We start from the raw sequence: 23,037 nt of genomic DNA, 5'->3' as shown, positions 1-23,037 counted from the left end.
GGGGGTGAGACAGGCATGTGTTGCAGGCAATGTTCATATCACGTTCAGCACCGATGCGTTAGGACGCTGATCATGAAAACGCTTCGCTCCCACTTCCCAACCGCGACACTTGCTCTCTGCGCTGCCGGTCTGTTTGCGTCGCAGGCGACGGCGCTGCCGGTCGTCGTGCCCGAGCAGAACCGGCCGATCGTCCTGGCCGCCTCCGACTGCTACGCGATCGGTCAGCAGGTCGCCGAGCAGAATGGCGGCACGCTGGCCAAGGCGTCGCAGTCGACGCGCGGTGGCCAGCCGGTCTGCGTCATCGTCGTGCTGGTTCCGGGCAAGGATGGGCAGCGTCCGCGCCGCACGGAGATCGTCGTTCCGCTGAACTGATGCCTGCCGTATCCCAGGCGCTGGAATCGGCCTATATCTGACGTGCAGCTCCTCAACAGGCCGATTTTTCAACAGGCCGATTCTTCAACTGGGTATGATTCCCGCATGCGCGTACTCGTCGTCGAAGATGACAAGGATCTGAACCGGCAGATATCAGACGCGCTGGTCGATGCCGGCTATGTTGTCGACCGGGCTTTCGACGGTGAGGAAGGGCATTTCCTCGGCGACACCGAGCCCTATGACGCCGTGGTGCTCGACATCGGCTTGCCGCAGATGGACGGCATCAGCGTGGTCGAACGCTGGCGGCGCGGCGGCCGCAAGATGCCGGTCCTGATTTTGACGGCGCGCGATCGCTGGAGCGACAAGGTATCCGGCATCGACGCCGGCGCCGACGATTATGTCACCAAGCCGTTCCACATCGAAGAGGTGCTGGCCAGGGTCCGAGCGCTCATCCGGCGCGCGGCCGGCCATGCGTCGTCCGAGCTGACCTGCGGGCCGCTGCGGCTCGACACCAAAGCCTCCAAGGCCGATCTCGACGGCGTGCCGTTGAAGCTGACGTCGCATGAATTTCGCCTGCTTGCCTATCTGATGCACCATATGGGCGAGGTCGTGTCCCGAACCGAGTTGGTCGAGCACCTTTACGATCAGGATTTCGACCGCGATTCCAACACAATCGAGGTCTTTGTCGGGCGGCTTCGCAAGAAGATGGGCATCGACATGATAGAAACCGTTCGCGGCATGGGCTATCGAATGCGTGAGCCGGAGGCGTAAGGCGGAACCGCTCAGACAGACTGCAAGGACGCCGCTTTCACTGCGGTTCGGGCCGCGTTCGCTGGCGTTCCGGGTGATCGCCTTTTCCACGGTCTGGGCGATACTCACCCTGATTGTCATCTTCACGCTGATCACGACCCTTTATCGCCAGGCGAACGAGCGCGGTTTCGACAGCCTGCTGTCGGCGCATCTGTTCAATCTGATCGGCTCGGTCGGCGTGTCCGAAGGCGGTTCGCTGACCGGCGCTCCCGACCTGGGCGACCTTCGGTTCTCGGAGCCGAAGTCCGGCTGGTACTGGTCGGTGGAGCCTGCGTCGGAAGGCGTGAGTGGTGAGTTGCACTCCTCCTCGATGACCACGGCGATCCTGTCGCCAAGCGTCGCCGAGGTTCCGTTCAATGCCAGCTTCCAGCGCAGCTATACGACAGAAGGCATCGATGGCGAGGAACTGGAAGTGTTCGAGAGCGAATTCGTTCTCGACGCGAAAAATCGCGCAGCGCGCTTCCGCGTCATGGGCAACCGGACCGAGCTCGAGCAGGAGATAAGCGCCTTTCAGCGTCGCCTGCTGACCTATCTTTCGCTGTTCGGCGTCGGCATGATCGCCATCAACGCCATCGCCATCCTGCTGGGCCTGCAGCCATTGCGGCGGGTCAGGGACGCTCTCGCCATGGTGCGCGAAGGAACCGCGCAAAAGCTCGACGGTCGCTTCCCCGCCGAGATCGAGCCGCTCGCCGACGAGACCAACGCGTTGATCGAAAACAACAAGCGTATCGTCGAGCGCTCGCGGACGCAGGTCGGCAACCTCGCCCATTCGCTGAAGACGCCGCTGGCGGTGCTGATCAACGAGGGACGGGCGCTCGGCGGTGCCAAGGGCCAGCTCATAGCCGAACAGGCCGCCTCGATGCAGAAGCAGATTGACCATTATCTGCAGCGCGCCCGCGTTGCGGCGCAACGCGACAGCGTCGTCTACCGCACGCCGGTGGCGCCGCTGGTCCAGCGCATGGTGCGCGTGCTGCAAAAACTCAATCCGCAGACAGCTCTCTCACTTTCGCTGCCGGCAGTCGATATCGTCTTTGCCGGCGAACGCCAGGATCTGGAAGAATTGCTTGGCAATTTGCTCGACAACGCCATGAAATGGGCAAAGAGCGCGGTCGCTGTGTCGGTGGCGCCAATCTCGGGCAAGGGTGGCTCCACCAAGAAGAGTGGCGCCGGCAAGGAGGGTGCTGTCAACCTGTTCGAGATCAGCATCGAGGATGACGGCCCGGGCATTCCGGAAGACAAGGCGCGCGAGGCGCTGAAGCGCGGGCGGCGTCTCGACGAGACAAAGCCGGGGACCGGGCTTGGACTTGCCATTGTCGCCGACCTCGTCAACGAATACGGAGGCGTTCTGGCTCTGGAACGGTCCAGCATGGGCGGGTTGAAGGCGGTGGTTCGATTGCGGAGCCTTCACTAGGCCCATGCTTTTTGCTGGGCCGGTCGACATTGATCGTCGGTGCGTGATATGGCGGCATGTCGACTGGTCCCGGAGCCGTCGGCCGCGGCCAAATTTCCGACAAACATCGACACTATGGCCACGCCGACTTCCCCGATGGCGCGGCCCCCAGCTTTAACTCAAGAGACCGGTTTTTGGCATGAAGATTCGCGTCGCGCTCGTCTCCGCACTGCTGGCCGTTTCCGGCTGCACGACGCTGGGCAGGAACCCTGGCCCCACGGTGGCGCCGCAGCCGGCCGCAACGCCGCCAAGTGAAGGCAAGATCGCGACGACGGTCATTTCCGCCATGGGCGGCGGCCTCGTCAGCGGATCGATCGGTACCGGCTTGAGCGGCCCCGAAAAGCGCAAGGCACTGGAGGCGGAATACAGGGCCCTCGAGTACACGGCGAGCAGCCAGAAGGTGACGTGGAAGAGCGATCGGTCGGCTCTTTACGGTGAAGTCGTGCCCGCCCAGCCCTATCGCGTCGGCTCGCAGGACTGCCGACAATACACCCATACGGTGTTCACCGGCGCCGCCGGCGCCACCGCGCGCGGAACCGCTTGCCGCAACGCCGATGGCAGCTGGACGCCGCTGACGTAACGACCGGCCGGATAGTGCATGTCGCGCAAAAGCGTGCCCCCGGGGTGTGCGGCGGTTTTGCGATGACGACATGCATGAAAACAACTACCTAAGGCGCGTCCCATTACGTCGGTCGATCGCGACGCGCTTAAGGTCCGGTTGACATCAATCAAGGACATGCGACGCATCTGCCGTCAAAGCGTCGCAGGACGCCTGTGTTGGCAGGGCAGGGCTCTGCCGTTATTGGAAGAAACATGCTGTTCTGGGTCATAGCCGCCATTCTCACGCTGGGTGCAAGCCTGGCGGTTCTGCTGCCGCTGGCCGGCGGCCCGAAGGGTGGTTCGGCGAGCAGCGATCATGACCTTGAAGTCTATCGCGACCAGTTGTCCGAGCTTGACCGCGACGTGGCGCGTGGCCTGATCCAGCCGGCGGAGGCCGAAGAGGCGCGTGCGGAGATCGCCCGTCGCATCCTTCGCCTGGACAATGCTGCCGACAAGGCAGCGGCGCGGCAACCGTCGATGGCGACCAGGCTGGTTGCGACGGCTGCGGTCCTGGCGGTCCCGCTGGTCAGCTGGGGCTTGTACAGCCAACTCGGCTCGCCCGATCTGCCGTCGCAGCCGCTCAGCGAGCGACTGGCCAAGAATCCCGCCGACAGTTCGGTCGACGAACTGGTGGCACGCGCCGAGGCCCACCTTGCCGCCAACCCGTCCGATGGCAGGGGTTGGGACGTGCTGGCGCCAATCTATCTGCGCATGCAGCGGTTCTCCGACGCGGTGACGGCGTACCGCAACGCCATTCGCCTCGACGGCGACAGCGCAACTCGCCAGGCCGGCCTCGGCGAGGCGATCGCCAGCGAAGCGGGCGGCATTGTCTCGGCCGATGCCCAGGCAGCCTTCGAGGCGGCGCTGAAGCTCGATCCGGCGACTCCGAAGGCCAGCTTTTATCTGGCGATGGGCATGGCGCAGGAAGGCCGCATCGAGGAGGCGACGGCCGGCTGGCAGAAAATGCTCGCGGCCTTGCCGCAGGACTCGCCCTGGCGCGGCGCCGTCGCGCAGGCACTGGCCGAAACCGCCAGGCGCAGCGTCGCTTCGGGAGTGCCTGCAAAAGGCCCGAACGTCGGGGATGTCGACGCCGCCTCGTCGATGTCGCCGCAGGATAGGGAAGCGATGATCAACACCATGGTTGCGGGGCTTGACGAAAAACTGCGGCAAAACCCGCGCGATGTGGAAGGATGGATGCAGCTTATTCGTTCCTATGTCGTGCTGGGGAAGGCCGATCAGGCGCGCGACGCGCTCAATCGCGGTATCGCCGTTTTTGGCTCCGATAGTGACGAAGCGAAGAAATTCACCGCCTTTGCCGCCTCGCTTGGCCTGACGGCGACGGAGTAAGAAATGACGCGCAAGCAGAAACGACTGTCGGTGATCGCCGGAGGGTTGGCCTTCCTCGGTGCCGCCACCGGCCTGACCTTCTACGCGCTCGGTCAGAAGGCCTCCTACTTCTACATGCCCGCCGATCTGACCACCGCCAGCCTGCAGCCCGGGCAGCGTATCAGGCTCGGCGGCCTCGTCGAAAAAGGCACGATCGAGCGCGGTCAGGGGACCACCGTCGCTTTTTCGGTGACCGACAACCAGAAGCAGGTCAAGGTCACCTACACCGGCATTCTTCCCGACCTTTTCCGCGAGGAGCAGGGCGTCATCACTGAAGGCATTTTTCGCCCGGACGGCGTCTTCGTCGCCGACAGCGTGCTGGCCAAGCACGACGAGAACTACATGCCCAAGGAGGTGGCCGACGGCCTCAAGTCCAGGGGCGTGTGGCAGGAGAGCAAAAAGTGACTAAGCAGGTTCCGCAAAAGCCTGCCCTCGGGCTTGACCGGAGGGTTCCCACGATTTTGCGGCAAGACCCTGCGGCAAAGCAAAAACCTGGCGGGCTTGGCCACAATGGTTGAAACCGGACATTTCGCGCTGGTCCTGGCGTTCGCGCTGTCTTTGGTACAGGCGCTGGTGCCGCTGTTCGGCGCGCGTATCAACAGCCAGAAGATGATGGCCGTCGGCGGTCCGGTCGCGGTGACCGGCTTTGCCTTGACCGCTCTGTCCTTCGCGGCGCTGGCGACGGCCTATGCGACGTCCGACTTTTCGGTGGCCAACGTCTGGGACAACTCGCATTCGCTGCAGCCGCTGATCTACAAGATCACCGGCACCTGGGGCAATCACGAGGGCTCGATGCTGCTCTGGGTGCTGATCCTGAGCTTCTTCGGGGCGCTCGTCGCTGCTTTCGGCAGCAATCTTCCAGCGACCCTTCGAGCCAACGTGCTGGCCGTGCAAGGCGCGATCGGCGCCACCTTCTTGCTGTTCATCCTGGCGACGTCCAACCCGTTCGCCAGGCTCAATCCGGCGCCGATCGAGGGCCGCGATCTCAACCCGATCCTGCAGGATCTCGGCCTCGCCATCCATCCGCCGCTGCTCTATCTCGGCTATGTCGGCTTCTCGATCTGCTTTTCCTTCTCGGTCGCCGCCCTCATCGAAGGCCGCATCGACGCGTCCTGGGCGCGCTGGGTGCGGCCATGGACGCTGGTCGCCTGGATGTTCCTGACCGGCGGCATCGCCATGGGCTCCTACTGGGCCTATTACGAACTTGGCTGGGGCGGTTTCTGGTTCTGGGATCCGGTCGAGAACGCCTCGTTCATGCCTTGGCTGGCCGGCACGGCGCTGCTCCATTCGGCGATCGTCATGGAAAAGCGCTCAGCCCTGAAGATCTGGACGCTGTTGCTGGCGATCCTGACCTTCTCGCTGTCGCTGCTCGGCACCTTCCTGGTGCGCTCCGGCGTGCTCACCTCCGTCCACGCCTTCGCCACCGATCCGACGCGCGGCGTGTTCATTCTCTGCATCCTGACACTGTTCATCGGCGGATCACTGGCGTTGTTCGCCTTTCGCGCCTCGAGGCTGACGGCCGGCGGCCTGTTTCATCCGATCTCGCGCGAAGGGGCGCTGGTCCTCAACAATCTGTTCCTGACCACGGCCACCGCCACCGTGCTGATCGGCACGCTCTATCCGCTGGTCGTCGAGGCCGTTTCAGCCGACAAGATTTCGGTCGGCGCGCCATTCTTCAACCTGACCTTCGGCCCGCTGATGGTGCCGCTCCTGGTCGCGGTTCCGTTCGGGCCGCTTCTGGCCTGGAAGCGCGGCGACATTTTCGCCGTCGCCCAGCGGCTGATGGCGGCCTTCGCCGCCGCACTTCTGGCCGTGCTGGTGACGGCCTTGTTCATCGACGGCGCGTCGGTGTTCGCTGCACTTGGCGTCGGCCTGGCCTTCTGGCTGATCTGCGGCGCGCTCACCGATATTGCCGTCAAGTCCGGCTTTGGCAGTGTCGCGCCCGGCGTCATGCTCAGGCGCTTCGCCGGCCTGCCGCGTTCGGTCTTCGGCACCGCGCTCGCCCATCTCGGCGTCGGGCTGACGACGCTGGGCATCGTCGGCACGCTTTGCTTCGGCACCGAGAAGATCCTGTCGATGCGTGCCGGCGAGACCGTGCAACTGTCCGGCCACACACTGCGCTTCGAAGGGCTCTATCCGGCCCAGGGGCCTAACTACAGCGAGGATCGCGGCCGCTTCGCCCTGCTCGGCGCTGATGGAAGCACCACCGCCGTGATCACCTCGTCCAAGCGCTCCTATCCGGTCCGGCAGATGACGACGACCGAGTCCGGTATCAAGACGATCGGTTTCAGCCAGCTCTACCTCTCGCTTGGCGATGAGGCGACCGACGGCTCCGTCGTGGTGCGGCTGTGGTGGAAGCCGCTGGTGACGCTGATCTGGGGCGGCGCCCTTGTCATGATGGCAGGCGCTGCGATGTCGCTGATGGACCGGCGGCTGCGGGTCGGCGCACCGTCGCGCCGCCGCAAGTCGGCGGGCGCCATGCCTTCGGCGAGCCTGCCATGACCGCAAGAAAAACTTCACTGGCCTCCCTGATCCTGCTGCTGACGCTGTTGTTTGCCGGCGCCGCACTTGCGGTGAGGCCGGACGAGGTTCTGGCCGACCCGGCGCTCGAGGCGCGGGCGCGGACGCTTTCGGAAGAACTGCGCTGCATGGTTTGCCAGAACCAGTCGATCGACGAATCCGATGCCGAGCTTGCCCGCGACCTGCGCGTGCTGGTGCGCCAGCGCCTGGTCGCCGGCGATACCGACCGGCAGGTGATCGACTACATCGTTTCCCGCTATGGCGAGTTCGTGCTGTTGAAGCCGCGCTTCAGCCTGCGCAATGCGCTGTTGTGGGGCACGCCGGTCCTTCTGCTGCTTGCCGGCGGGATTTTCATCGTGCTGACCGCCCGGTCGCGCCGTTCGACGCCTGCGGCCATGCTCACCGCCGAGGAGAAGGCAGCGTTGGACAAGGTGCTGAATAACTAATTCGGCCCGGCCGCCCCGTCGCCAAGACCGCGGCCGTGTCACGATGTCTCGCGACCAGGTGACGAACCGCTTCAAGCCTTGTCTGCGCGCCTGGCTTCCGACGCTTCGATGATGGCGTCGATTTCCGCCATGGCTTCGTCGTGCGGCACGACACGGCCAGCTGCCGCATCGGCCATGCCGCGTTTGATGCCTTCGATGATCTCAAGCGCGCGATCGACATAGGCCGATATCGCCTCGGCCGCGAGGAAGGATTTGCTGCGCCGCGTGTCGGCGGCGATCCGCTCCAGCTTCAGCTTGGTTTCGGACGAAACCCGTATCGTCATGGTGGCGCTTGCGGTCATGGTGAAAGCCTTGTGCTGAACTGTGTACAACATAGGGCAACGGGCGGGCGCAACCAAAGGGTTGGTGCCTGCAAACATTACCAAAGTTTCATGCACTGGAAATGGCGCCGTAATGTGCGCGCCTCTATTTCTCTTGCCCGAGGATGCCGAGCGAAGCGCATCCCTTGAAAGAGGATACGAGACCCATGAATATTGCCCCCAATTCACATTCCCGCACCCGCAAGCGCCTGATGGCTGCCGCCGCATCAGTGGCCATTGCCGGCGCGATCGGCTTCGGCGCGGTTGCCACCGGGACAGCCCCCGTCCTGGCCGAGGCCGTGCGTGTCGAGGCGCCTCAGGTCCCGAGCTTCGCCGACGTGGTCGAGCGCGTTTCGCCGGCGGTCGTCAGTGTCCGCGTCAAAGCCAAGATAGAATCGACCGCCGACGACGGCTCCGACCTGCCCGACGCCTTCGGCAATCTCCCCGACGATCCGCAATTGCGCCGCTTCTTCAGGGAGTTCCGTGGCTTTGGCGATCAGGATGGCCGGGATGGAATGCGACGTTTCGAACGCCGTGACCGCCAGCCACGGCCGGTCGCTCAAGGTTCCGGCTTCTTCATCTCTGAGGATGGCTACCTCGTCACCAACAACCATGTCGTCGGAGAGGGCTCGTCCTTCACGGTGGTGATGCATGACGGCAAGGAACTCGACGCCAAGTTGGTCGGCACAGATCCGCGCACCGATCTCGCAGTGCTCAAGGTCGTCGAAGGCGACGGCAAGTTCACCTATGTCGACTTCGCCGATGATTCAAAGGTTCGCGTCGGCGACTGGGTGGTGGCCGTCGGCAATCCGTTCGGCCTCGGCGGCACAGTCACTGCCGGCATTGTCTCGGCCCGTGGTCGCGACATCGGCGCCGGTCCTTATGATGATTTCATCCAGATCGATGCCTCGGTGAACCGCGGCAATTCGGGTGGCCCGACCTTCAACCTCAACGGCCAGGTCGTCGGCATCAACACAGCGATCTTCTCGCCGTCCGGCGGCAGCGTCGGCATTGCCTTCGACATTCCCGCCTCGACCGCAAAACAGGTCGTGCAGGATCTGATGAAGGACGGCACCGTCCAGCGCGGCTGGCTTGGCGTCGAGATCCAGCCGGTCACCTCCGAAATCGCCGAATCGCTCGGGCTGAAGTCCGACAAGGGTGCGCTCGTTTCCAGCGCCCAGGACGATGGTCCCGGCAAGGACGCCGGCATATCGGCTGGTGACGTCATCACTCAGGTGGACGGCAAGGACGTCGCTTCGCCGAAGGAGCTCGCCCGTCTGATCGGCGCCTACCCGCCCGGCAAGCCGGTCGACGTCACGCTGTGGCGTGACGGCAAGAGTGAAACGGTCAAGGTCGACCTCGGCACGCTGCCTTCGACTGACAAGCAGGCTTCGGCCGACCAGCAGCCTTCCGCTCCGCCAACGGCCGATACGCTGGCCGATCTCGGTCTCACCGTCACCAGGTCCGACGATGGCAAAGGGCTTGTGGTGACCGATGTCGATCCCGACAGCGATGCTGCCGATCGCGGCATCCAGCCCGGCGACGTCATCACCTCGGTCAATTCGACGGAGGTCAATGGCACCGACGACGTCGCCAAGGCCATGGCCGACGCGGTGAAGTCGGGCCGCAAGGCGGTGCTGATGCAGATCACCCGCGACGACAGCAACCGCTTCGTCGCGCTGCCTGTCGCCAAGGGCTGACGTTCCAGCCTTTCCCATGCGGCGGTTTCAAATACCCCGAGCCGTCGCATGGGAAAGCACGGGGCTTGAATACACTAGTCAGTCATCGTGTTCCGCCCCAGCGGCAGCGGGCTCCCATCGCCCGCTGCCGCTCGAACAGAAGCATGACGATATGCTCAAGCAACAAAAAAGCATGTCGCCCAAAAGTGTGAAGCGGTTTTGGGATGACGACATGCTCAAACAACAAAGCATGTCGCCCAAAAGTGTGAAGCGGTTGACATGCTCATCTCGCCCAAATCCGAGGATGCCGCGGCTCGGGGCCAAAAACATTCCAAAACAAAGACTTACTGCTCGTTCTTGAATCATTTTGTTCGCGATGCACCTCGAGACCATGATGCCTATGCCGGCCACTCATTCTTCCAGCGAAATCGCGTATAACGGTCCCATGAAGATTCTCGTCATAGAAGACGATCGCGAAGCGGCCGATTACCTCCAGAAAGCCTTTACCGAGGCCGGACATACCGCCCATGTCGCCGGCGACGGCGAAACCGGCTTCGCGCTCGCTGACTCCGGCGACTATGACGTGATGGTCGTCGACCGCATGCTGCCGCGCCGCGACGGCCTGTCGGTCATCGCCGGTCTTAGATCCCGAGGCAAGACTACGCCGGTGCTGATCCTGTCGGCGCTCGGCGAAGTCGACGACCGGGTCACCGGCTTGCGCGCCGGCGGCGACGACTATCTGACCAAGCCCTATGCCTTTTCCGAGCTTCTGGCCCGAGTCGAGGTGCTGAACCGCCGCGCCAGCGCCAGGGAGGCCGAAACCGTCTACCGGGTCGGCGATCTCGAACTCGACAGGCTGTCGCATTCGGTGCGGCGCGCGGCCCGAGAGATTACGCTGCAGCCGCGCGAGTTCCGCCTGCTCGAATATCTGATGCGCCATGCCGGCCAGGTGGTGACGCGCACCATGCTGCTGGAAAATGTCTGGGACTATCATTTCGATCCGCAGACCAACGTCATCGACGTTCACGTCTCGCGGCTGCGCGGCAAGATCGAGAAGGGCTTCGACAAACCGATCCTGCACACGGTTCGTGGCGCCGGCTATATGCTCAAGAGCGGCTAGCATGGCCCTTTCAATGCCGGCCATCATGAAGACGACGGCAGCGCGGCTTTCGGCGCTCTATCTCCTGCTGTTCGCCATCTGTGCGGTGCTGCTCGTCTTCTACATGACCTCGCTGTCGGCGCGCATGCTGACCGGCCAGACGCAGGAGACCATCAACGACGAGGTGCTCGGCCTCGCCCGGGTCTATCAGCGCGGCGGCTTGCCGCTGCTGGTCCGGGTGGTCGAGCAGCGCTCCCGCCAACCCGGCGCCAATCTCTATTTGATCGCCGATGCCAACGGCCAGATCCTGACCGGCAACGTGCAGAGCCTGGAACCCGGCGTTCTCGTGGCCGAGGGCTGGACGACGGAGCCGTTTTCCTACCGGCGCTTTGGCGAGGGCGAGCTCGAGCGGCAACGCAACCCGATCGCCGACCCGAACGAACCCAGCCAGAGCGAAGTCCAGGTCGAAGGCGAGAAGGGCCACAACGCCATTGCCTTGGTGCTGCGCCTGCCGAACCAGATGATCATGCTGGTCGGCCGCGATCTCGGCGAGCCTGAGCGGTTCCGCGCCGTCATCCGCCGCGCCTTGACGTTGGCGCTCGGCATGATGGCGCTTGGCGGAATTTTGATCTGGTTCTTCGTCGGACGCGCGGCGCTGAAGCGCATCGACTCGGTGTCGCAGGCCAGTCGCCGCATCTTGGGCGGCGACCTTTCCGGCCGGCTGCCGGTCACCGGCGCCGGCGACGAGTTCGATCGGCTCTCCGAAAATCTCAATTCCATGCTGGCCAGGATCGCCACGCTGAATGAAGGACTGAAGCAGGTCTCCGACAACATCGCCCACGATCTGAAGACGCCGCTGACCCGGCTGCGCAACCGCGCCGAGGCGACGCTCTCCGGCAAGCACAACTCCGCCGACTACCGGCAGGCGCTGGAAGCGACCATCGCCGAGTCCGACCATCTGATAAAGACCTTCAACGCCATCCTGATGATCTCAAGGCTGGAGGCGGGCTATTCCTCAGAAATCACCAGCCGGGTCGATCTGGCGGCTTCCGTGCGCGATGTCGTCGAGCTCTACGAGCCTGTGGCGGAGGAGGCGGGAGTGACACTCGAGACCTCGGTGCAGGATGGCTTCGCCGTTGAAGGCAATCGCGAGCTGATCGGCCAGGCGCTATCGAACATCGTCGACAACGCGATCAAATATTCGACCGACTCGACAGCCAAGCCGACCGTTCGCGTGGCGCTCGAACGCGTCGGCAGCGAAATCAGGCTTTCCGTCACCGACAACGGCCAGGGTATTCCCGACGACGCCGATCGCGCCAGGGCGACCGAGCGTTTCGTGCGGCTGGAGAAGAGCCGCTCGCAGCCGGGTTCCGGTCTCGGCCTCAGCCTCGCCAAGGCGATCATGACATTCCACAAAGGGCGGCTTGATCTCCTGCCCGCCAATCCTGGATTATCCGTCGTCGTGAGTTTTCCCGAACGGGAGGATCGCTGATGGCGGTGAAGGCGGCTGCGGAACACACCAACTGGCTTCTGAAGCCGGCGGCAAAGCTCGTGCCTCTGGATCAGAACCGAGCCCGGCGGGAATTGTCGGAGATCGCTTCCGCAGCGCAGGAAGAGGAGCTTGCCGGGGTGGCGAAATTCCTGGCCGGCGAGGGCGCCGTCCAGGAGTTCCTCGCGGCAGTTTTCGACCTGTCGCCGTTCCTGCGCGACACGGTGCGCCGCCGCCCGCAGATCCTGGATGCGCTTTTCGACGAGACCGTCGAGGCCCGGCTGGCGTCGATCGGCGCCGCCATCGACAAGGCCGCGCGGGCGGAAGCCATCTCTGAGAACGGCCTGATGATGGAGCTGCGGCAATGGAAAGCGGAAGCGCATGTTCTGATCGCGCTGGCCGATCTTGCAGGCGAGGCCGAAACTGCAATCACAGTACGGCGGCTGAGCGATCTTGCCGACGCCTGCACCCGCGCTGCCGTCGACTTCCTGCTTCGCGACGCGCACCGACAAGGCAAGCTCAAACTGCCGGATCTCAAGGATCCGGCGCGCCGGTCGGGCTGGATCCTGCTCGGCATGGGCAAGCTTGGCGCGCATGAGCTGAACTTCTCCTCCGACATCGATCTCGTCGTTTTCTTCGACCCGCAAGCGCCAGCAGTCGTCGATCCGCTCGATGCGACGGAGCTGTTTTCGCGCCTGACCCGCCGGCTGGTCCGCATGCTCCAGGACCGCACCGAACACGGCTATGTTTTCCGCACCGACCTCAGGCTTCGTCCCGACCCCGGTTCGACGCCGCTGGCGATCCCGGTCGAGGCGGCGCTGCGCTACTACGAGGCGCGGGGCCAGAACTGGGAGAGGGCCGCAATGATCAAGGCGCGTCCGGTGGCCGGCGATGTCGCCGCCGGCACTGCGTTCCTGAAGGAGCTCCAGCCCTACATCTGGCGCAAATACATGGACTATGCGGCGATCGCCGACGTCCATTCGATCAAGCGCCAGATCCATGCCCACAAGGGTCTTGGCGAGATCGCGGTGAAGGGCCACAACGTCAAGCTCGGCCGCGGCGGCATCCGCGAGATCGAGTTCTTCGTCCAGACCCAGCAGCTCATCGCCGGCGGCCGCTTCCCCGAACTGCGCGGCCGCGAGACGGTGCCGATGCTTGGCCAGCTTGCGGCACGCGGCTGGATCACTGCCGATGCGCGCGATACGCTCACAAGGCAGTACTGGCTCCTGCGCCGCGTCGAGCACGCCGTTCAGATGGTCGCCGACGAGAAGATCCACATACTGCCGGACGATGACGAAGGGCTCGAACGCATTGCCCGCCTGCTCGGTTTTGCCGATGCGGCGACCTTTGCCGAGGCGTTCCGCGCCGCACTCCATCAGGTCGAACGCCACTACGCAGCGCTTTTCGAGACCGCGCCCGAGCTTTCGGCGGGCATCGGCAATCTGGTCTTTACCGGCGATGTCGACGACCCCGATACGTTGCAGACCCTGCAGAGATTGGGATTCCAGCGGGCGAGCGACATCTGCCGCGTCATCCGCGGCTGGCATTTCGGCCGCTATCGCGTCACCCAGTCAGCCGAGGCGCGCGAGCGGTTGACCGAACTGACGCCGGCGCTGCTGCAATCCTTCGGCCAGACGCGCCGCGCGGACGAGGCGTTGATACGCTTCGACGAATTCCTTGCCGGTCTGCCCGCCGGCATTCAGCTGTTCTCGCTGCTCCACTCCAATCCGGCTCTGCTGAAGCTGCTGGCGACCATCATGGGCGCGGCGCCCCGGCTGGCCGCCATCATCACACGCCGGCCGCACGTGTTTGACGGCCTGCTTGATCCGGCCCTTTTGACCGAACTGCCGGACCGCGCCTATCTGTCCGGCCGTCTCGCCGCGTTTCTCGAAGGCGACAGGGCCTATGAGGACGTGCTCGACCGCTTGCGCATCTTTGCGTCCGAGCAAAAATTCCTGATCGGCGTCAGGCTGCTTGCCGGCTCGATCGATCCGGCGCGCGCCGGCCGTGCCTTTTCCGATCTGGCCGATCTCACCATCGACGCGGCGCTGCGGGCGGTCATCGCCGAGTTCGCGCTACGCCACGGTCGCATCGCCGGCGGCACGGTTGCGCTGCTCGGCATGGGCAAGCTCGGCAGCCGCGAATTGACGGCCGGCTCAGACGTCGACCTCATCCTGCTTTATGATCACGACGCCGATGCCGACGAATCCGATGGCGACAAGCCGCTCGCCCCGTCGCACTATTACGCCAGGATGACGCAGCGGCTGATCGCTGCGGTGTCCGCGCCGACCGCCGAGGGCGTTCTCTACGAACTCGACCTTCGCTTGCGGCCGTCCGGCAACAAGGGGCCGGTGGCGACCCATGTCGATGCCTTCAAGAAGTACCAGCGCAAGGACGCCTGGACCTGGGAGCATATGGCGCTGTCAAGGGCCCGCGCGATCGGCGGCGATCAAGCGCTGTGCGCCGAGGTCGAGACCGAAGTGGCACAGGTGCTTGCCCTGCCGCGCGACAGCGCCAAGGTGATGGCCGAGGCGGCCGAGATGCGCGCGATGATCGAGAAGGAAAAACCGCCGCGCGATCTCTGGGAGATCAAGCTGATCCCGGGTGGTCTCATCGATCTCGAATTCATCGCGCAGGTGGCGGTGATCACGGGAAAGATCGAAGCCGGCCGCCGGGTCACCGGGACGGCGGACGTGCTGTCGAGGCTGGCGCCGGATTTCGCCGAGGCGCAGATCAGGCAGGAGCTTTGCGATGCCTATGCGCTCTATCTGGCGCTGACCCAGATGACGCGGCTCTGCCTCACCGGCGTATTCGAACGCGACGACGTTCCGCCGGGGCTTTCGGATCTGCTACTGGCGGTCACCGACCTGCCGGATTTCGGCGTGCTGGAAGCGCACCTCAAGGAGACGTCGCAAAATGTCAGGAAGGATTTTGGCTTTTTGCTTCGTGCGAAACGACCGTGATGGCGCAACGCCAATCGGCTGTTTCGAATAGCATCGGGGTTGCTGTCGGTCCGGCGTTTTCCGAAAGTTGTAACCGCTTCACGACGACAGAGGGTCAGGCGGCGGCCCTGACCGGCTGCGTCGGCTTCCTGGTCGGAATGCGCACCGACACGATCGTGCCGGTGCCTTCGGTGGAGCGGATTTTCAAGGCGCCGCCCTGAAGCTCGGCCAACGAGCGTGAGATGGCAAGGCCGAGGCCGGAACCGCCATGGCTCTTGGAGAACTGGTTCTGCACCTGCTCGAACGGCCGCCCGAGCTTGCTCAGCGCCTCCTTCGGGATGCCGCAGCCATTGTCTTCGATCGTCAGCACCAGAGCGCTGGAGGTGTTGCGGGCCCTTACCGCAATGCGGCCGCCCTGGCCGGTGAACTTCACCGCATTCGACAGCAGGTTGATGATGATCTGCTTGATCGCCCGGCGGTCGGCGAACAGTGTCAGCGAATCGGAAATGCGTGTTTCGACGGTGATCGACTTTTCCGCCGCCTGCAGCGAGATGACGCGCACCGTTTCCCGCATCAGCGGGCAGAGGTCGATTTCCTCCTGATCCATCGAGAACTGGCCGGCCTCAATCTTCGACATGTCGAGGATGTCGTTGATGACGCCCAGAAGATATTTGCCGCTGCCGTTGATGTCGGTGGCGTATTCCTCGTAGCGCGGCGAACCCAGGGGCCCGAACAGCGCCTGTTCCATCAGTTCGGAGAAGCCGATGATCGCGTTGAGCGGCGTGCGCAATTCATGCGACATGTTGGCCAGGAACTCGGATTTGGCCCGGTTCGCGGCCTCGGCGCGCTCGGTTTCCTTCATGTATTTGTGATTGAGCTCGACCAGTTCGCGCGACCGCTCTTCCTCTGCCCGGCGGGCAAGGCTGAGATCGTGGATCGTCGCCATCAGCCGGCGCTCGCTGTCGACCAGCTTCTCCTGGTGCAGCTTGATCTGGGTGATGTCGGAGCCGACCGAGACGGTGCCGCCGTCCCTGGTCCGCAATTCGTTCACCTGCAGCCAGCGGCCATCGGCAAGCTGCCGCTCGAAGGTCACGCCGCCTTGCTGCCCGTTGGTGTTGGCAAGCCGGCGCTCCGAGGCGAAGGCAAGCATGCGATCTTCAAGAACGGCGCGCGAGGCGCCCGGCATCACGTCGCGATCCGACAGGCCGTTGTCCTGCTGGTACTTGGAATTGCACATGATCAGGCGCTGGGCCGAATCCCAGAGCACGAAGGATTCGTTGATGTTTTCGATGGCCGTTCGCAGGCGAAGATCCGCGGCCTCGGAGCGCAGCGCCAAATGCCGCTGCTCGGTGACGTCGACGGCGATGCCGATCAACTGGATCTCCGGCGCTTCCGGGTCGATCACCTGCGCTCTTGCGCGCATCCACACCCATTGTCCGTCGGCGTGGCGCATCCGGAACACCTGGTCGATGTGGTCGATCTCGCGTGCGACGATCCTGTTGGCGAGTTGGAACAGGTCGCCGTCCTCCGGGTGGATGATCCCGTCGACCTCGCCGAACGACAGCATCGTGTCGCAGGGCTCATAGCCCAGCATGTCGTACATCGAACGCGACCAGTACATCTTGCCGCGCACCATGTCCCAATCCCACAGGCCGCAGCGGCCGCGCACCAGCGCCATGTCGATGCGCTGGTGCGCTTCGAGATAGATGCGGTCGGCGGTCTGGGCGCGCGCCGCCTGGCCGAAATAGGCATAGAGAACGATGATCAGCACGCCGGCCGTCAGCACGAACAGCGTGACGTTGAGCGAAACGGTCTTGCGCCACGTGTCGAAGACCGCATCCTGCGGGACGAGCGCTGCGGCAGCACCATTCCTGCCGTTTGCCAGGCTCACCGCCGCATACCAGTCCTGGCCGCCGATGCTGACCTCCATCACCCCGGCGCGGTCGCCGAACATGAACAGCGGTTGACCGCCCTGGGCGATGGCGTCGAGCGACCGCCCTTCCCAGCCCGTCGATTGCGGTGTCACGGCAACGATCTTGAACGCGCTGTCGGTGACCGCAAGCACGTGGCTTTGGCCCATGGCGCCCTGACGGCTGATGCCCTCCAACAGGTCCTGCGTCGCGCCAGGCGTCGAGGCCATGCTCGCATCGACGCTGATCGAACTGGCCAGTTGGCCCGCCGCGAGCGAGAGGATCGCCTTGGCGTCGCGTTCCACGTCGTCGCGCTCGTGCATCAGCGACAGGAACCGCAGTGCCGCGATGACAATCAGGAAAATGATGATGAGGGCCGGTATCGATCGGCGCAGCAATGGCTCGGCTGCCAGAAGCCGTCGGTAGGCGGGTTCGGCGATCAGCCGCGCATTGCCGGCGAGACCGTCGCTTCCCGCCTCACGCTGCTCAAAACCCGTCCCTCCGGGCGCGCCCCACGCGTCCGCCTTCGCCATAAATGGCTCTCCCCGATTTTAAATCTGCTTGACGATCCGGCGACGCCGCACTTCCGAATCTTCAGCTAAAGAATCAAAGGTGATTCGGCTTGTCCAGAGGCGCGGCGAAAAAAGATTAAAAATCGACTAAAATAATGGACTTTCCCGCCCGATGATGCCGGGCGGCAACCTTCTAAGGTGTGTTGAGATTCAGGTCAGGCCGTGCCGAGAACGGTGGATTCCGAGAACCGGAGCGGACCGTACTTTTGGGTACGTGAGCACCGGAAGCGCAGGAAACCGCCGTTCGCAGGCCGGCATCACCTGAATATCGACACACCTTACGCCAGCGTGCGCTCGACGATGTCGCGCAAATCGGCCGACAGGTTCTCGGTATTGGCAATCGAAAGCAGCGCTTCCCTTGCCTTGCCCTGCCGGGCAGGTTCCAGCGAGCGCCATGATCTGAGTGCCGTCGCCAGCCTGGCGGCCAATTGCGGGTTGCGCTTTTCGACCTGCAGGACCGTTTCGACGAAAAACCGGTAGCCTTCGCCGTCGGCGCGATGGAAGCCGGTCTGGTTGGCGCTGGAAAACGTGCCGACGAGCGAGCGCACCCGGTTCGGGTTGGCCATCGAGAAGGCCGGGTGGCCGGTCAGGGCGCGCACCGCATGAATGGTTTGCGGGCCCGGCACGCTGGCCTGGATATGGAACCATTTGTCCATCACCAGCGGATCGGTCGCATATTTCGCTTCGAACTCCGCCAGCGCCTTGACCGTCTCGGGCGAACCGCCATGGCGCAGCGCAAGCACGCTCAATGCGGCGGCGCGGTCGGTCATGTTGGTCGCGGACTGGAAATGCCGGGCCGCAAGCGTCGCACCTCCTTGCAGCAGCGAAAGATAGTCGAGCAAGGTGTTGCGCAGCGCCCGGCGACCGGCGCTTGCCGCATCAGGACTGAAAGCGTCCTTGTCGGTCAGTCGATCGTAGAGGTCGGAGAATATCTCCCGATTCGCCTCGGCGATTGCGACCGTCAGCGCCTCGCGGGCCGAGAAAATGGCATCGGGGTCGATGTTCTTGCCGATGTCACGGGCGATATCGGCTTCGCTTGGAAGCGCCAGGGCCAGCGCCCGATAGGCCGGTTCGAGTGTCTCGTCGCCGGCTATTTTGCCGGCAAGCTCGATCAACCGCGATGCGAAACCGGGCTGCTTGCCGTCAAGGACCTGGCGGAAGGTGGATATCAGAGCCTCGGTCAAAAGTGTATTGAACGCCTGCCAGCGCGAGAAGGTATCGTTGTCATGGCCAGCAAGGAAGAACTGATCGTCGGCCCTCTGCTCGACGGAAAGCGTCACCGGCGCCGAGAAGCCGCGGTTGAGCGACATCGCCGGGCGCTCGGCGACGCCCGAGAAGCGCACCATGTGCCGGCGCCTGCGGATATGGATGACGCCGTCCTCGACGCTGGCGCCCTCGACGCCGCTATATTCTATCGCTTTGCCGTCGGTGCCGACCAGGCTGAAGGCCAGCGGAATATGCATCAGCCGCTTGCGGCTTTCGGACGGCGTTGGCGGCACCGACTGCTCGATCTCGAGCGTGAATTCCTGGGCCGCCGCATTGTGCGTCGAACTGATGGTCAGATTGGGCGTGCCGGCCTGATGGTACCAGAGCGAAAATTGCGCGAGGTCGCGCCCGGACACATCCTCGAACACCTTGATGAAGTCCTCGATTGTCGCAGCCTCGCCGTCATGGCGCTCGAAATAGAGATCCATGCCGGCCCGGAACGTCTCGGCGCCGAGAATGGTGCGGATCATGCGCACCACTTCCGAGCCCTTTTCGTAGACTGTCGCCGTGTAGAAATTGTTGATCTCGCGGTAGCGGCGCGGTCGCACTGGATGCGCCAGCGGTCCCTGGTCTTCGGGAAACTGATGTGCCTTGAGCGTGCGCACTTCGGCAATGCGTTTCACCGCTCGCGATCGCTGGTCGGCGGAGAATTCGTGATCGCGGAAAACCGTCAGCCCTTCCTTCAGGCAAAGCTGGAACCAGTCACGGCAAGTGATTCGGTTGCCAGTCCAATTGTGGAAATACTCGTGCGCGATGATCGCCTCGATATTGGCGAAATCGGCGTCCGTTGCGGTCTCCTGGTCGGCCAGCACATACTTGTCGTTGAAGATGTTGAGGCCCTTGTTCTCCATCGCGCCCATGTTGAAGTCGGACACGGCGACGATGTTGAAGACGTCGAGGTCGTATTCGCGGCCGAACGCCTCCTCGTCCCATTTCATCGACCGTTTCAGGGTGTCCATGGCGTAGCCGGCGAGCCGCTCCTTGCCCGGCTCGACAAAGATGCCGAGCTCGACCTCGCGGCCGGACAATGTGACGAAGCTGTCCGCGACCTTGCCGAGAGCGCCTGCGACCAGCGCGAACAGATAGGACGGCTTGGGGAAGGGGTCGTGCCAGACTGCATAGTGCCAGCCGTCGGCAAGTTCGCCGCCGCCAGCCGGGTTGCCGTTGGAAAGAAGCAGTGGCGACTCGTGGTGCGGCGCCTCGATGCGCACCGTATAGACCGACAGGATATCGGGACGGTCGAGAAAATAGGTAATGCGCCGAAAGCCCTCGGCCTCGCATTGCGTGCAATAGACGTTGCTCGAGCGATAGAGGCCCATCAGGGCTTCGTTGTGCGCCGGCGCCAGCTCGGTTTCGATCAGGAGCTGGAAGCGGGCTGCTGTAGGCGGCGTGGTGATCGTCAACTGATCGGGCGTGGCGAAAAAATCGGCCGGCGCAAGTGTCTGGCCGTCGATTGCGATGCGGCTGAGCGTCAGGCCATCGCCGTCCAGCACCAGCGGCATTGACGCCGCGACGCCGTCGCGGCGCTCGACCGTCAGCACGGCGATGACGCGCGTGGCTTCCGGCGACAGGCGGAAAGTCAGGCCGGTTTCCGGAATGAGATAGTCGGTGGGGCGATAGTCTTCGAGCTTGAAGACCTGGCCGGTGTCCGTGCGCATTCCGTTGGTTTTCCTGTCGATTCCCGCAGCGGCAGGTGGGTCCGCTGGTCGAAGAAATGTGAAGCACGCGCTCTTTACACGAAACCGTCACTCGACAAAACTGGCGCAGCGCCTATTTCAGGCACTCGTTTTCCAATCATCGTCGCGAGGTATCCATGACCGTCGTCACACCGAAATTCGGCATGGGCGCCTCTGTGCTGCGTCGCGAGGACCAGGCCTTCATCAAGGGTCTCGGCCGCTATACGGACGACATCCAACCGGCCGGCCTCCTGCATGGCTATGTCCTGCGCTCGCCGGTGGCCAAGGCAAGCTTCACCCTCGGTTCGACCGAGGCGGCCAAGGCGGCATCTGGCGTCCATCTGGTGCTGACCGGTGCGGATCTTGCTCATCTCGGCAAGCTGAAATCCGGCGTCATGCAGAGGCAGCCGGACGGCACCAAGGCGCCGACCCGCGACATTCCGGTCCTTTGCCGCGACCGGGTCAATTATGTCGGCGACGCCGTCGCCTTCGTCGTCGCCGACAGCCGCGCGCTGGCGCAGGACGCGGCCGAACTGATCGAGGTCGAATACGAGGGCGAGGATGCCGCGTCCGGAACCGCCACGGCGCTTGACGAAGGCACGCCGCTGGTCTGGCCGGAACTCGGCTCCAACCGCGCCTTCAGCTACCACATCGGCGACAAGGCGAAGACCGCGGCGGCATTCGCCAGGGCGGCGCATGTCACCCGCATCGAATTCATCAACAACCGGCTGGTCTGCAACTACATGGAGCCGCGTTCGGCGATCGGCGAGTGGAACACGCAGGAGAACCGCTTCGTGCTGACCACAGGCTCGCAGGGCGTGCATTCCATGCAGTACATCCTGGCCGACGTCTTCAAGATCAAGAAGAACCAACTGCGCGTCATCACGCCGGATGTCGGCGGCGGCTTCGGGCCGAAAAGCTTCGTCTATCGCGAGCATCCGCTGGTGCTGGAGGCCGCCAGGCGCCTTGGCCGCCCGGTGAAATGGGCCGGCGACCGCACCGAGCATTTCCTCACCGATGCGCAAGGCCGCGACAATGTCGTGACCGCCGAGATGGCGATGGACAAGGACGGCCGCTTTCTCGGCATGAAGGTCGATCTCCTCGCCAATATCGGCGCCTATATCTCGCAATACGGCCCGTTCATCCCCTATATCGGCGTCACCATGTCGACCGGCGTCTACGACATCCAAGCGCTCGACGTTTCGGTGACCGGGCTCTACACCAACACTTGCCCAGTCGATGCCTACCGCGGCGCCGGCCGTCCGGAAGCGGCATTCCTGCTGGAAAAGCTCGTCGACGCCTGCGCCCACGATCTGGGCTTGCCAGTCGAAGAGATCCGCCGGCGCAATTTCATCAGGCCCGAGCAGTTCCCTTACCGCACGCAGACCGACCGCCTCTATGATACCGGCGAATTCGCAGGCCATATGGACCGCGCCATCGAACAAGCGGAGTGGCAGGCGTTTCCGGAGCGACTGGCGCAGTCGAAGGCGGAAGGCAAAATCCGCGGCATCGGCATGGCGACCTATATCGAGGCCTGTGCTTTTCCCGGCTCCGAACCGGCCTTTATCGAATTGAACGGCGACGGCACGGTGACGCTGAAGATCGGCACCCAGACCAACGGGCAGGGGCATGCGACCGCCTATGCGCAGTTCCTCTCGGAAAAGCTTCATCTCGACATCGACAAGATTCATGTTCGCCAGGGCGACACCGACGAGCTGAAGGCCGGCGGCGGCACCGGCGGCTCGCGCTCCATTCCGCTTGGCGGTGTATCAGCTTCTCGCGCCGGCGAGGATCTGGCCATCAAGATCAGGCGCATCGCCGCCGATGAGCTGGAAGCCTCGGCCGACGACGTCGAATTGTCCAACGGCGTTGCCCGCATCGTCGGCACCGACCGCACGATCGATTTTTCGAGCATCGCCAAGGCCGCCAGGAACCCGGACGATCTCAAGGGCTTTGGCGAGTTCGTGCAGGACAAATGCACCTATCCAAACGGCACCCACATCTGCGAGGTCGAGATCGATCCCGACACCGGCGTGACGGAAATTGTCCGCTATACGATCGTCGACGATTTCGGCGTCACCGTGAACCCTGTCCTGCTGGCCGGCCAGGTGCATGGCGGCGTCGTCCAGGGCATCGGCCAGGCGCTGACCGAGAACACGGTCTATGACGAGGACGGGCAGCTGTTGACGGCAAGCTTCATGGACTATGCCATGCCGCGCGCCGACGATTTGCCGTTCTTCCATTTCGAGACCCGCAACGTGCCCTCGACCACCAATGCGCTCGGCATCAAGGGGGCAGGCGAGGCGGGCACGATCGGAGCGACGCCGGCCGCCCTCAACGCGGTGACGGATGCGCTCTATCGCGCCTACGGCATCAGGCACATCGACATGCCGGCAACGCCGGCGCGCATCTGGGCGGCGATCCAGGAAGCAGCTGCCAAGTGAACCCGACGGACCATCCC

Annotated in this window: 16 protein-coding genes; 13 read left to right on the top strand and 3 right to left on the bottom strand. The window is 63.9% G+C overall.

Features of this window, described 5'->3' with window-relative positions:
• Nucleotides 1-72 precede the first annotated feature (72 nt).
• From M727_RS0111210 to M727_RS0111175, 8 genes are all read left to right on the top strand, one after another.
• Nucleotides 73-372, top strand: a complete 300-nt coding sequence (locus tag M727_RS0111210; RefSeq protein WP_023800821.1) for a hypothetical protein — start codon at nt 73-75, stop codon at nt 370-372.
• A 105-nt stretch (nt 373-477) separates the two neighbouring features.
• Complete coding sequence (locus tag M727_RS0111205; protein WP_027152772.1) at nt 478-1,143, top strand: response regulator transcription factor; 666 nt, start codon at nt 478-480, stop codon at nt 1,141-1,143.
• On the top strand, nt 1,127-2,593 hold the full coding sequence (locus M727_RS0111200) for an ATP-binding protein (RefSeq protein WP_027152771.1): 1,467 nt from the start codon (nt 1,127-1,129) through the stop codon (nt 2,591-2,593). Before M727_RS0111205 ends, M727_RS0111200 begins: the two co-directional genes overlap by 17 nt.
• 178 nt (nt 2,594-2,771) lie before the next feature.
• A complete protein-coding gene (locus M727_RS0111195) occupies nt 2,772-3,212 on the top strand; it encodes a hypothetical protein (RefSeq protein WP_027152770.1) in 441 nt (146 codons plus the stop codon).
• A 233-nt stretch (nt 3,213-3,445) separates the two neighbouring features.
• Entirely contained in the window at nt 3,446-4,579 is a 1,134-nt protein-coding gene (gene ccmI / locus M727_RS0111190; protein ID WP_027152769.1) for a c-type cytochrome biogenesis protein CcmI, read from the top strand.
• A 3-nt stretch (nt 4,580-4,582) separates the two neighbouring features.
• Nucleotides 4,583-5,023, top strand: coding sequence for a cytochrome c maturation protein CcmE (gene ccmE / locus M727_RS0111185; protein ID WP_023800816.1), 441 nt, complete (start codon nt 4,583-4,585; stop codon nt 5,021-5,023).
• 105 nt (nt 5,024-5,128) lie between these two features.
• A complete protein-coding gene (locus M727_RS0111180) occupies nt 5,129-7,120 on the top strand; it encodes a heme lyase CcmF/NrfE family subunit (protein ID WP_027152768.1) in 1,992 nt (663 codons plus the stop codon).
• Nucleotides 7,117-7,584 (top strand): cytochrome c-type biogenesis protein, encoded by a 468-nt coding sequence (locus M727_RS0111175; protein ID WP_027152767.1) that lies wholly within the window; start codon nt 7,117-7,119, stop codon nt 7,582-7,584. Before M727_RS0111180 ends, M727_RS0111175 begins: the two co-directional genes overlap by 4 nt.
• A 71-nt stretch (nt 7,585-7,655) precedes the next feature.
• Here the strand turns inward: M727_RS0111175 and M727_RS0111170 are convergent, their stop codons facing one another.
• The gene (locus M727_RS0111170; protein WP_027152766.1) at nt 7,656-7,925 is read right to left on the bottom strand and encodes a CopG family ribbon-helix-helix protein; all 270 of its coding nucleotides are present in this window, start codon (nt 7,923-7,925) and stop codon (nt 7,656-7,658) included.
• 185 nt (nt 7,926-8,110) lie between these two features.
• Here M727_RS0111170 and M727_RS0111165 point away from each other — a divergent pair, with 185 nt between their 5' ends.
• The 4 genes from M727_RS0111165 (at nt 8,111) to M727_RS0111150 (ending at nt 15,173) form a co-directional block, all read left to right on the top strand.
• On the top strand, nt 8,111-9,643 hold the full coding sequence (locus M727_RS0111165; protein WP_027152765.1) for a Do family serine endopeptidase: 1,533 nt from the start codon (nt 8,111-8,113) through the stop codon (nt 9,641-9,643).
• Between the two features lie 424 nt (nt 9,644-10,067).
• A complete protein-coding gene (locus M727_RS0111160) occupies nt 10,068-10,742 on the top strand; it encodes a response regulator transcription factor (protein WP_023800810.1) in 675 nt (224 codons plus the stop codon).
• A 1-nt stretch (nt 10,743) separates the two neighbouring features.
• Nucleotides 10,744-12,213, top strand: a complete 1,470-nt coding sequence (locus tag M727_RS0111155; protein ID WP_027152764.1) for an ATP-binding protein — start codon at nt 10,744-10,746, stop codon at nt 12,211-12,213.
• Nucleotides 12,213-15,173, top strand: coding sequence for a bifunctional [glutamine synthetase] adenylyltransferase/[glutamine synthetase]-adenylyl-L-tyrosine phosphorylase (locus tag M727_RS0111150; RefSeq protein WP_027152763.1), 2,961 nt, complete (start codon nt 12,213-12,215; stop codon nt 15,171-15,173). The genes M727_RS0111155 and M727_RS0111150 overlap by 1 nt, the downstream gene beginning before the upstream one ends.
• Nucleotides 15,174-15,267: 94 nt before the next feature.
• Here M727_RS0111150 and M727_RS0111145 read toward each other — a convergent pair whose 3' ends face one another.
• Together M727_RS0111145 and pepN are read right to left on the bottom strand one after the other, a co-directional pair.
• Nucleotides 15,268-17,595, bottom strand: a complete 2,328-nt coding sequence (locus tag M727_RS0111145) for an ATP-binding protein (RefSeq protein WP_027152762.1) — start codon at nt 17,593-17,595, stop codon at nt 15,268-15,270.
• A 317-nt stretch (nt 17,596-17,912) separates the two neighbouring features.
• Nucleotides 17,913-20,558, bottom strand: coding sequence for an aminopeptidase N (gene pepN / locus M727_RS0111140; protein WP_027152761.1), 2,646 nt, complete (start codon nt 20,556-20,558; stop codon nt 17,913-17,915).
• 155 nt (nt 20,559-20,713) lie between these two features.
• Here pepN and M727_RS0111135 point away from each other — a divergent pair, with 155 nt between their 5' ends.
• The gene (locus M727_RS0111135) at nt 20,714-23,020 is read left to right on the top strand and encodes a xanthine dehydrogenase family protein molybdopterin-binding subunit (RefSeq protein ID WP_027152760.1); all 2,307 of its coding nucleotides are present in this window, start codon (nt 20,714-20,716) and stop codon (nt 23,018-23,020) included.
• Nucleotides 23,021-23,037 lie beyond the last annotated feature (17 nt).

The sequence above is a fragment of the Mesorhizobium sp. WSM2561 genome (genome assembly GCF_000513915.1).
Classification (GTDB): Bacteria; Pseudomonadota; Alphaproteobacteria; order Rhizobiales; family Rhizobiaceae; genus Mesorhizobium; species Mesorhizobium muleiense.
Note: the sequence above shows the minus strand (reverse complement) of the source record. Positions and strands in the feature narration are given on the sequence as shown.

Bases quoted from the DNA above. Each gene is read 5' to 3' on its own strand.
- ccmI (WP_027152769.1), top strand. From the start codon at position 3,446: ATGCTGTTCTGGGTCATAGCCGCCATTCTCACGCTGGGTGCAAGCCTG.
- M727_RS0111175 (WP_027152767.1), top strand. From the start codon at position 7,117: ATGACCGCAAGAAAAACTTCACTGGCCTCCCTGATCCTGCTGCTGACG.
- M727_RS0111210 (WP_023800821.1), top strand. From the start codon at position 73: ATGAAAACGCTTCGCTCCCACTTCCCAACCGCGACACTTGCTCTCTGC.
- M727_RS0111165 (WP_027152765.1), top strand. From the start codon at position 8,111: ATGAATATTGCCCCCAATTCACATTCCCGCACCCGCAAGCGCCTGATG.
- M727_RS0111160 (WP_023800810.1), top strand. From the start codon at position 10,068: ATGAAGATTCTCGTCATAGAAGACGATCGCGAAGCGGCCGATTACCTC.
- M727_RS0111135 (WP_027152760.1), top strand. From the start codon at position 20,714: ATGACCGTCGTCACACCGAAATTCGGCATGGGCGCCTCTGTGCTGCGT.
- M727_RS0111155 (WP_027152764.1), top strand. From the start codon at position 10,744: ATGGCCCTTTCAATGCCGGCCATCATGAAGACGACGGCAGCGCGGCTT.
- M727_RS0111150 (WP_027152763.1), top strand. From the start codon at position 12,213: ATGGCGGTGAAGGCGGCTGCGGAACACACCAACTGGCTTCTGAAGCCG.
- M727_RS0111145 (WP_027152762.1), bottom strand. From the start codon at position 17,595: ATGGCGAAGGCGGACGCGTGGGGCGCGCCCGGAGGGACGGGTTTTGAG.
- M727_RS0111170 (WP_027152766.1), bottom strand. From the start codon at position 7,925: ATGACCGCAAGCGCCACCATGACGATACGGGTTTCGTCCGAAACCAAG.
- M727_RS0111180 (WP_027152768.1), top strand. From the start codon at position 5,129: ATGGTTGAAACCGGACATTTCGCGCTGGTCCTGGCGTTCGCGCTGTCT.
- ccmE (WP_023800816.1), top strand. From the start codon at position 4,583: ATGACGCGCAAGCAGAAACGACTGTCGGTGATCGCCGGAGGGTTGGCC.
- pepN (WP_027152761.1), bottom strand. From the start codon at position 20,558: ATGCGCACGGACACCGGCCAGGTCTTCAAGCTCGAAGACTATCGCCCC.
- M727_RS0111195 (WP_027152770.1), top strand. From the start codon at position 2,772: ATGAAGATTCGCGTCGCGCTCGTCTCCGCACTGCTGGCCGTTTCCGGC.
- M727_RS0111205 (WP_027152772.1), top strand. From the start codon at position 478: ATGCGCGTACTCGTCGTCGAAGATGACAAGGATCTGAACCGGCAGATA.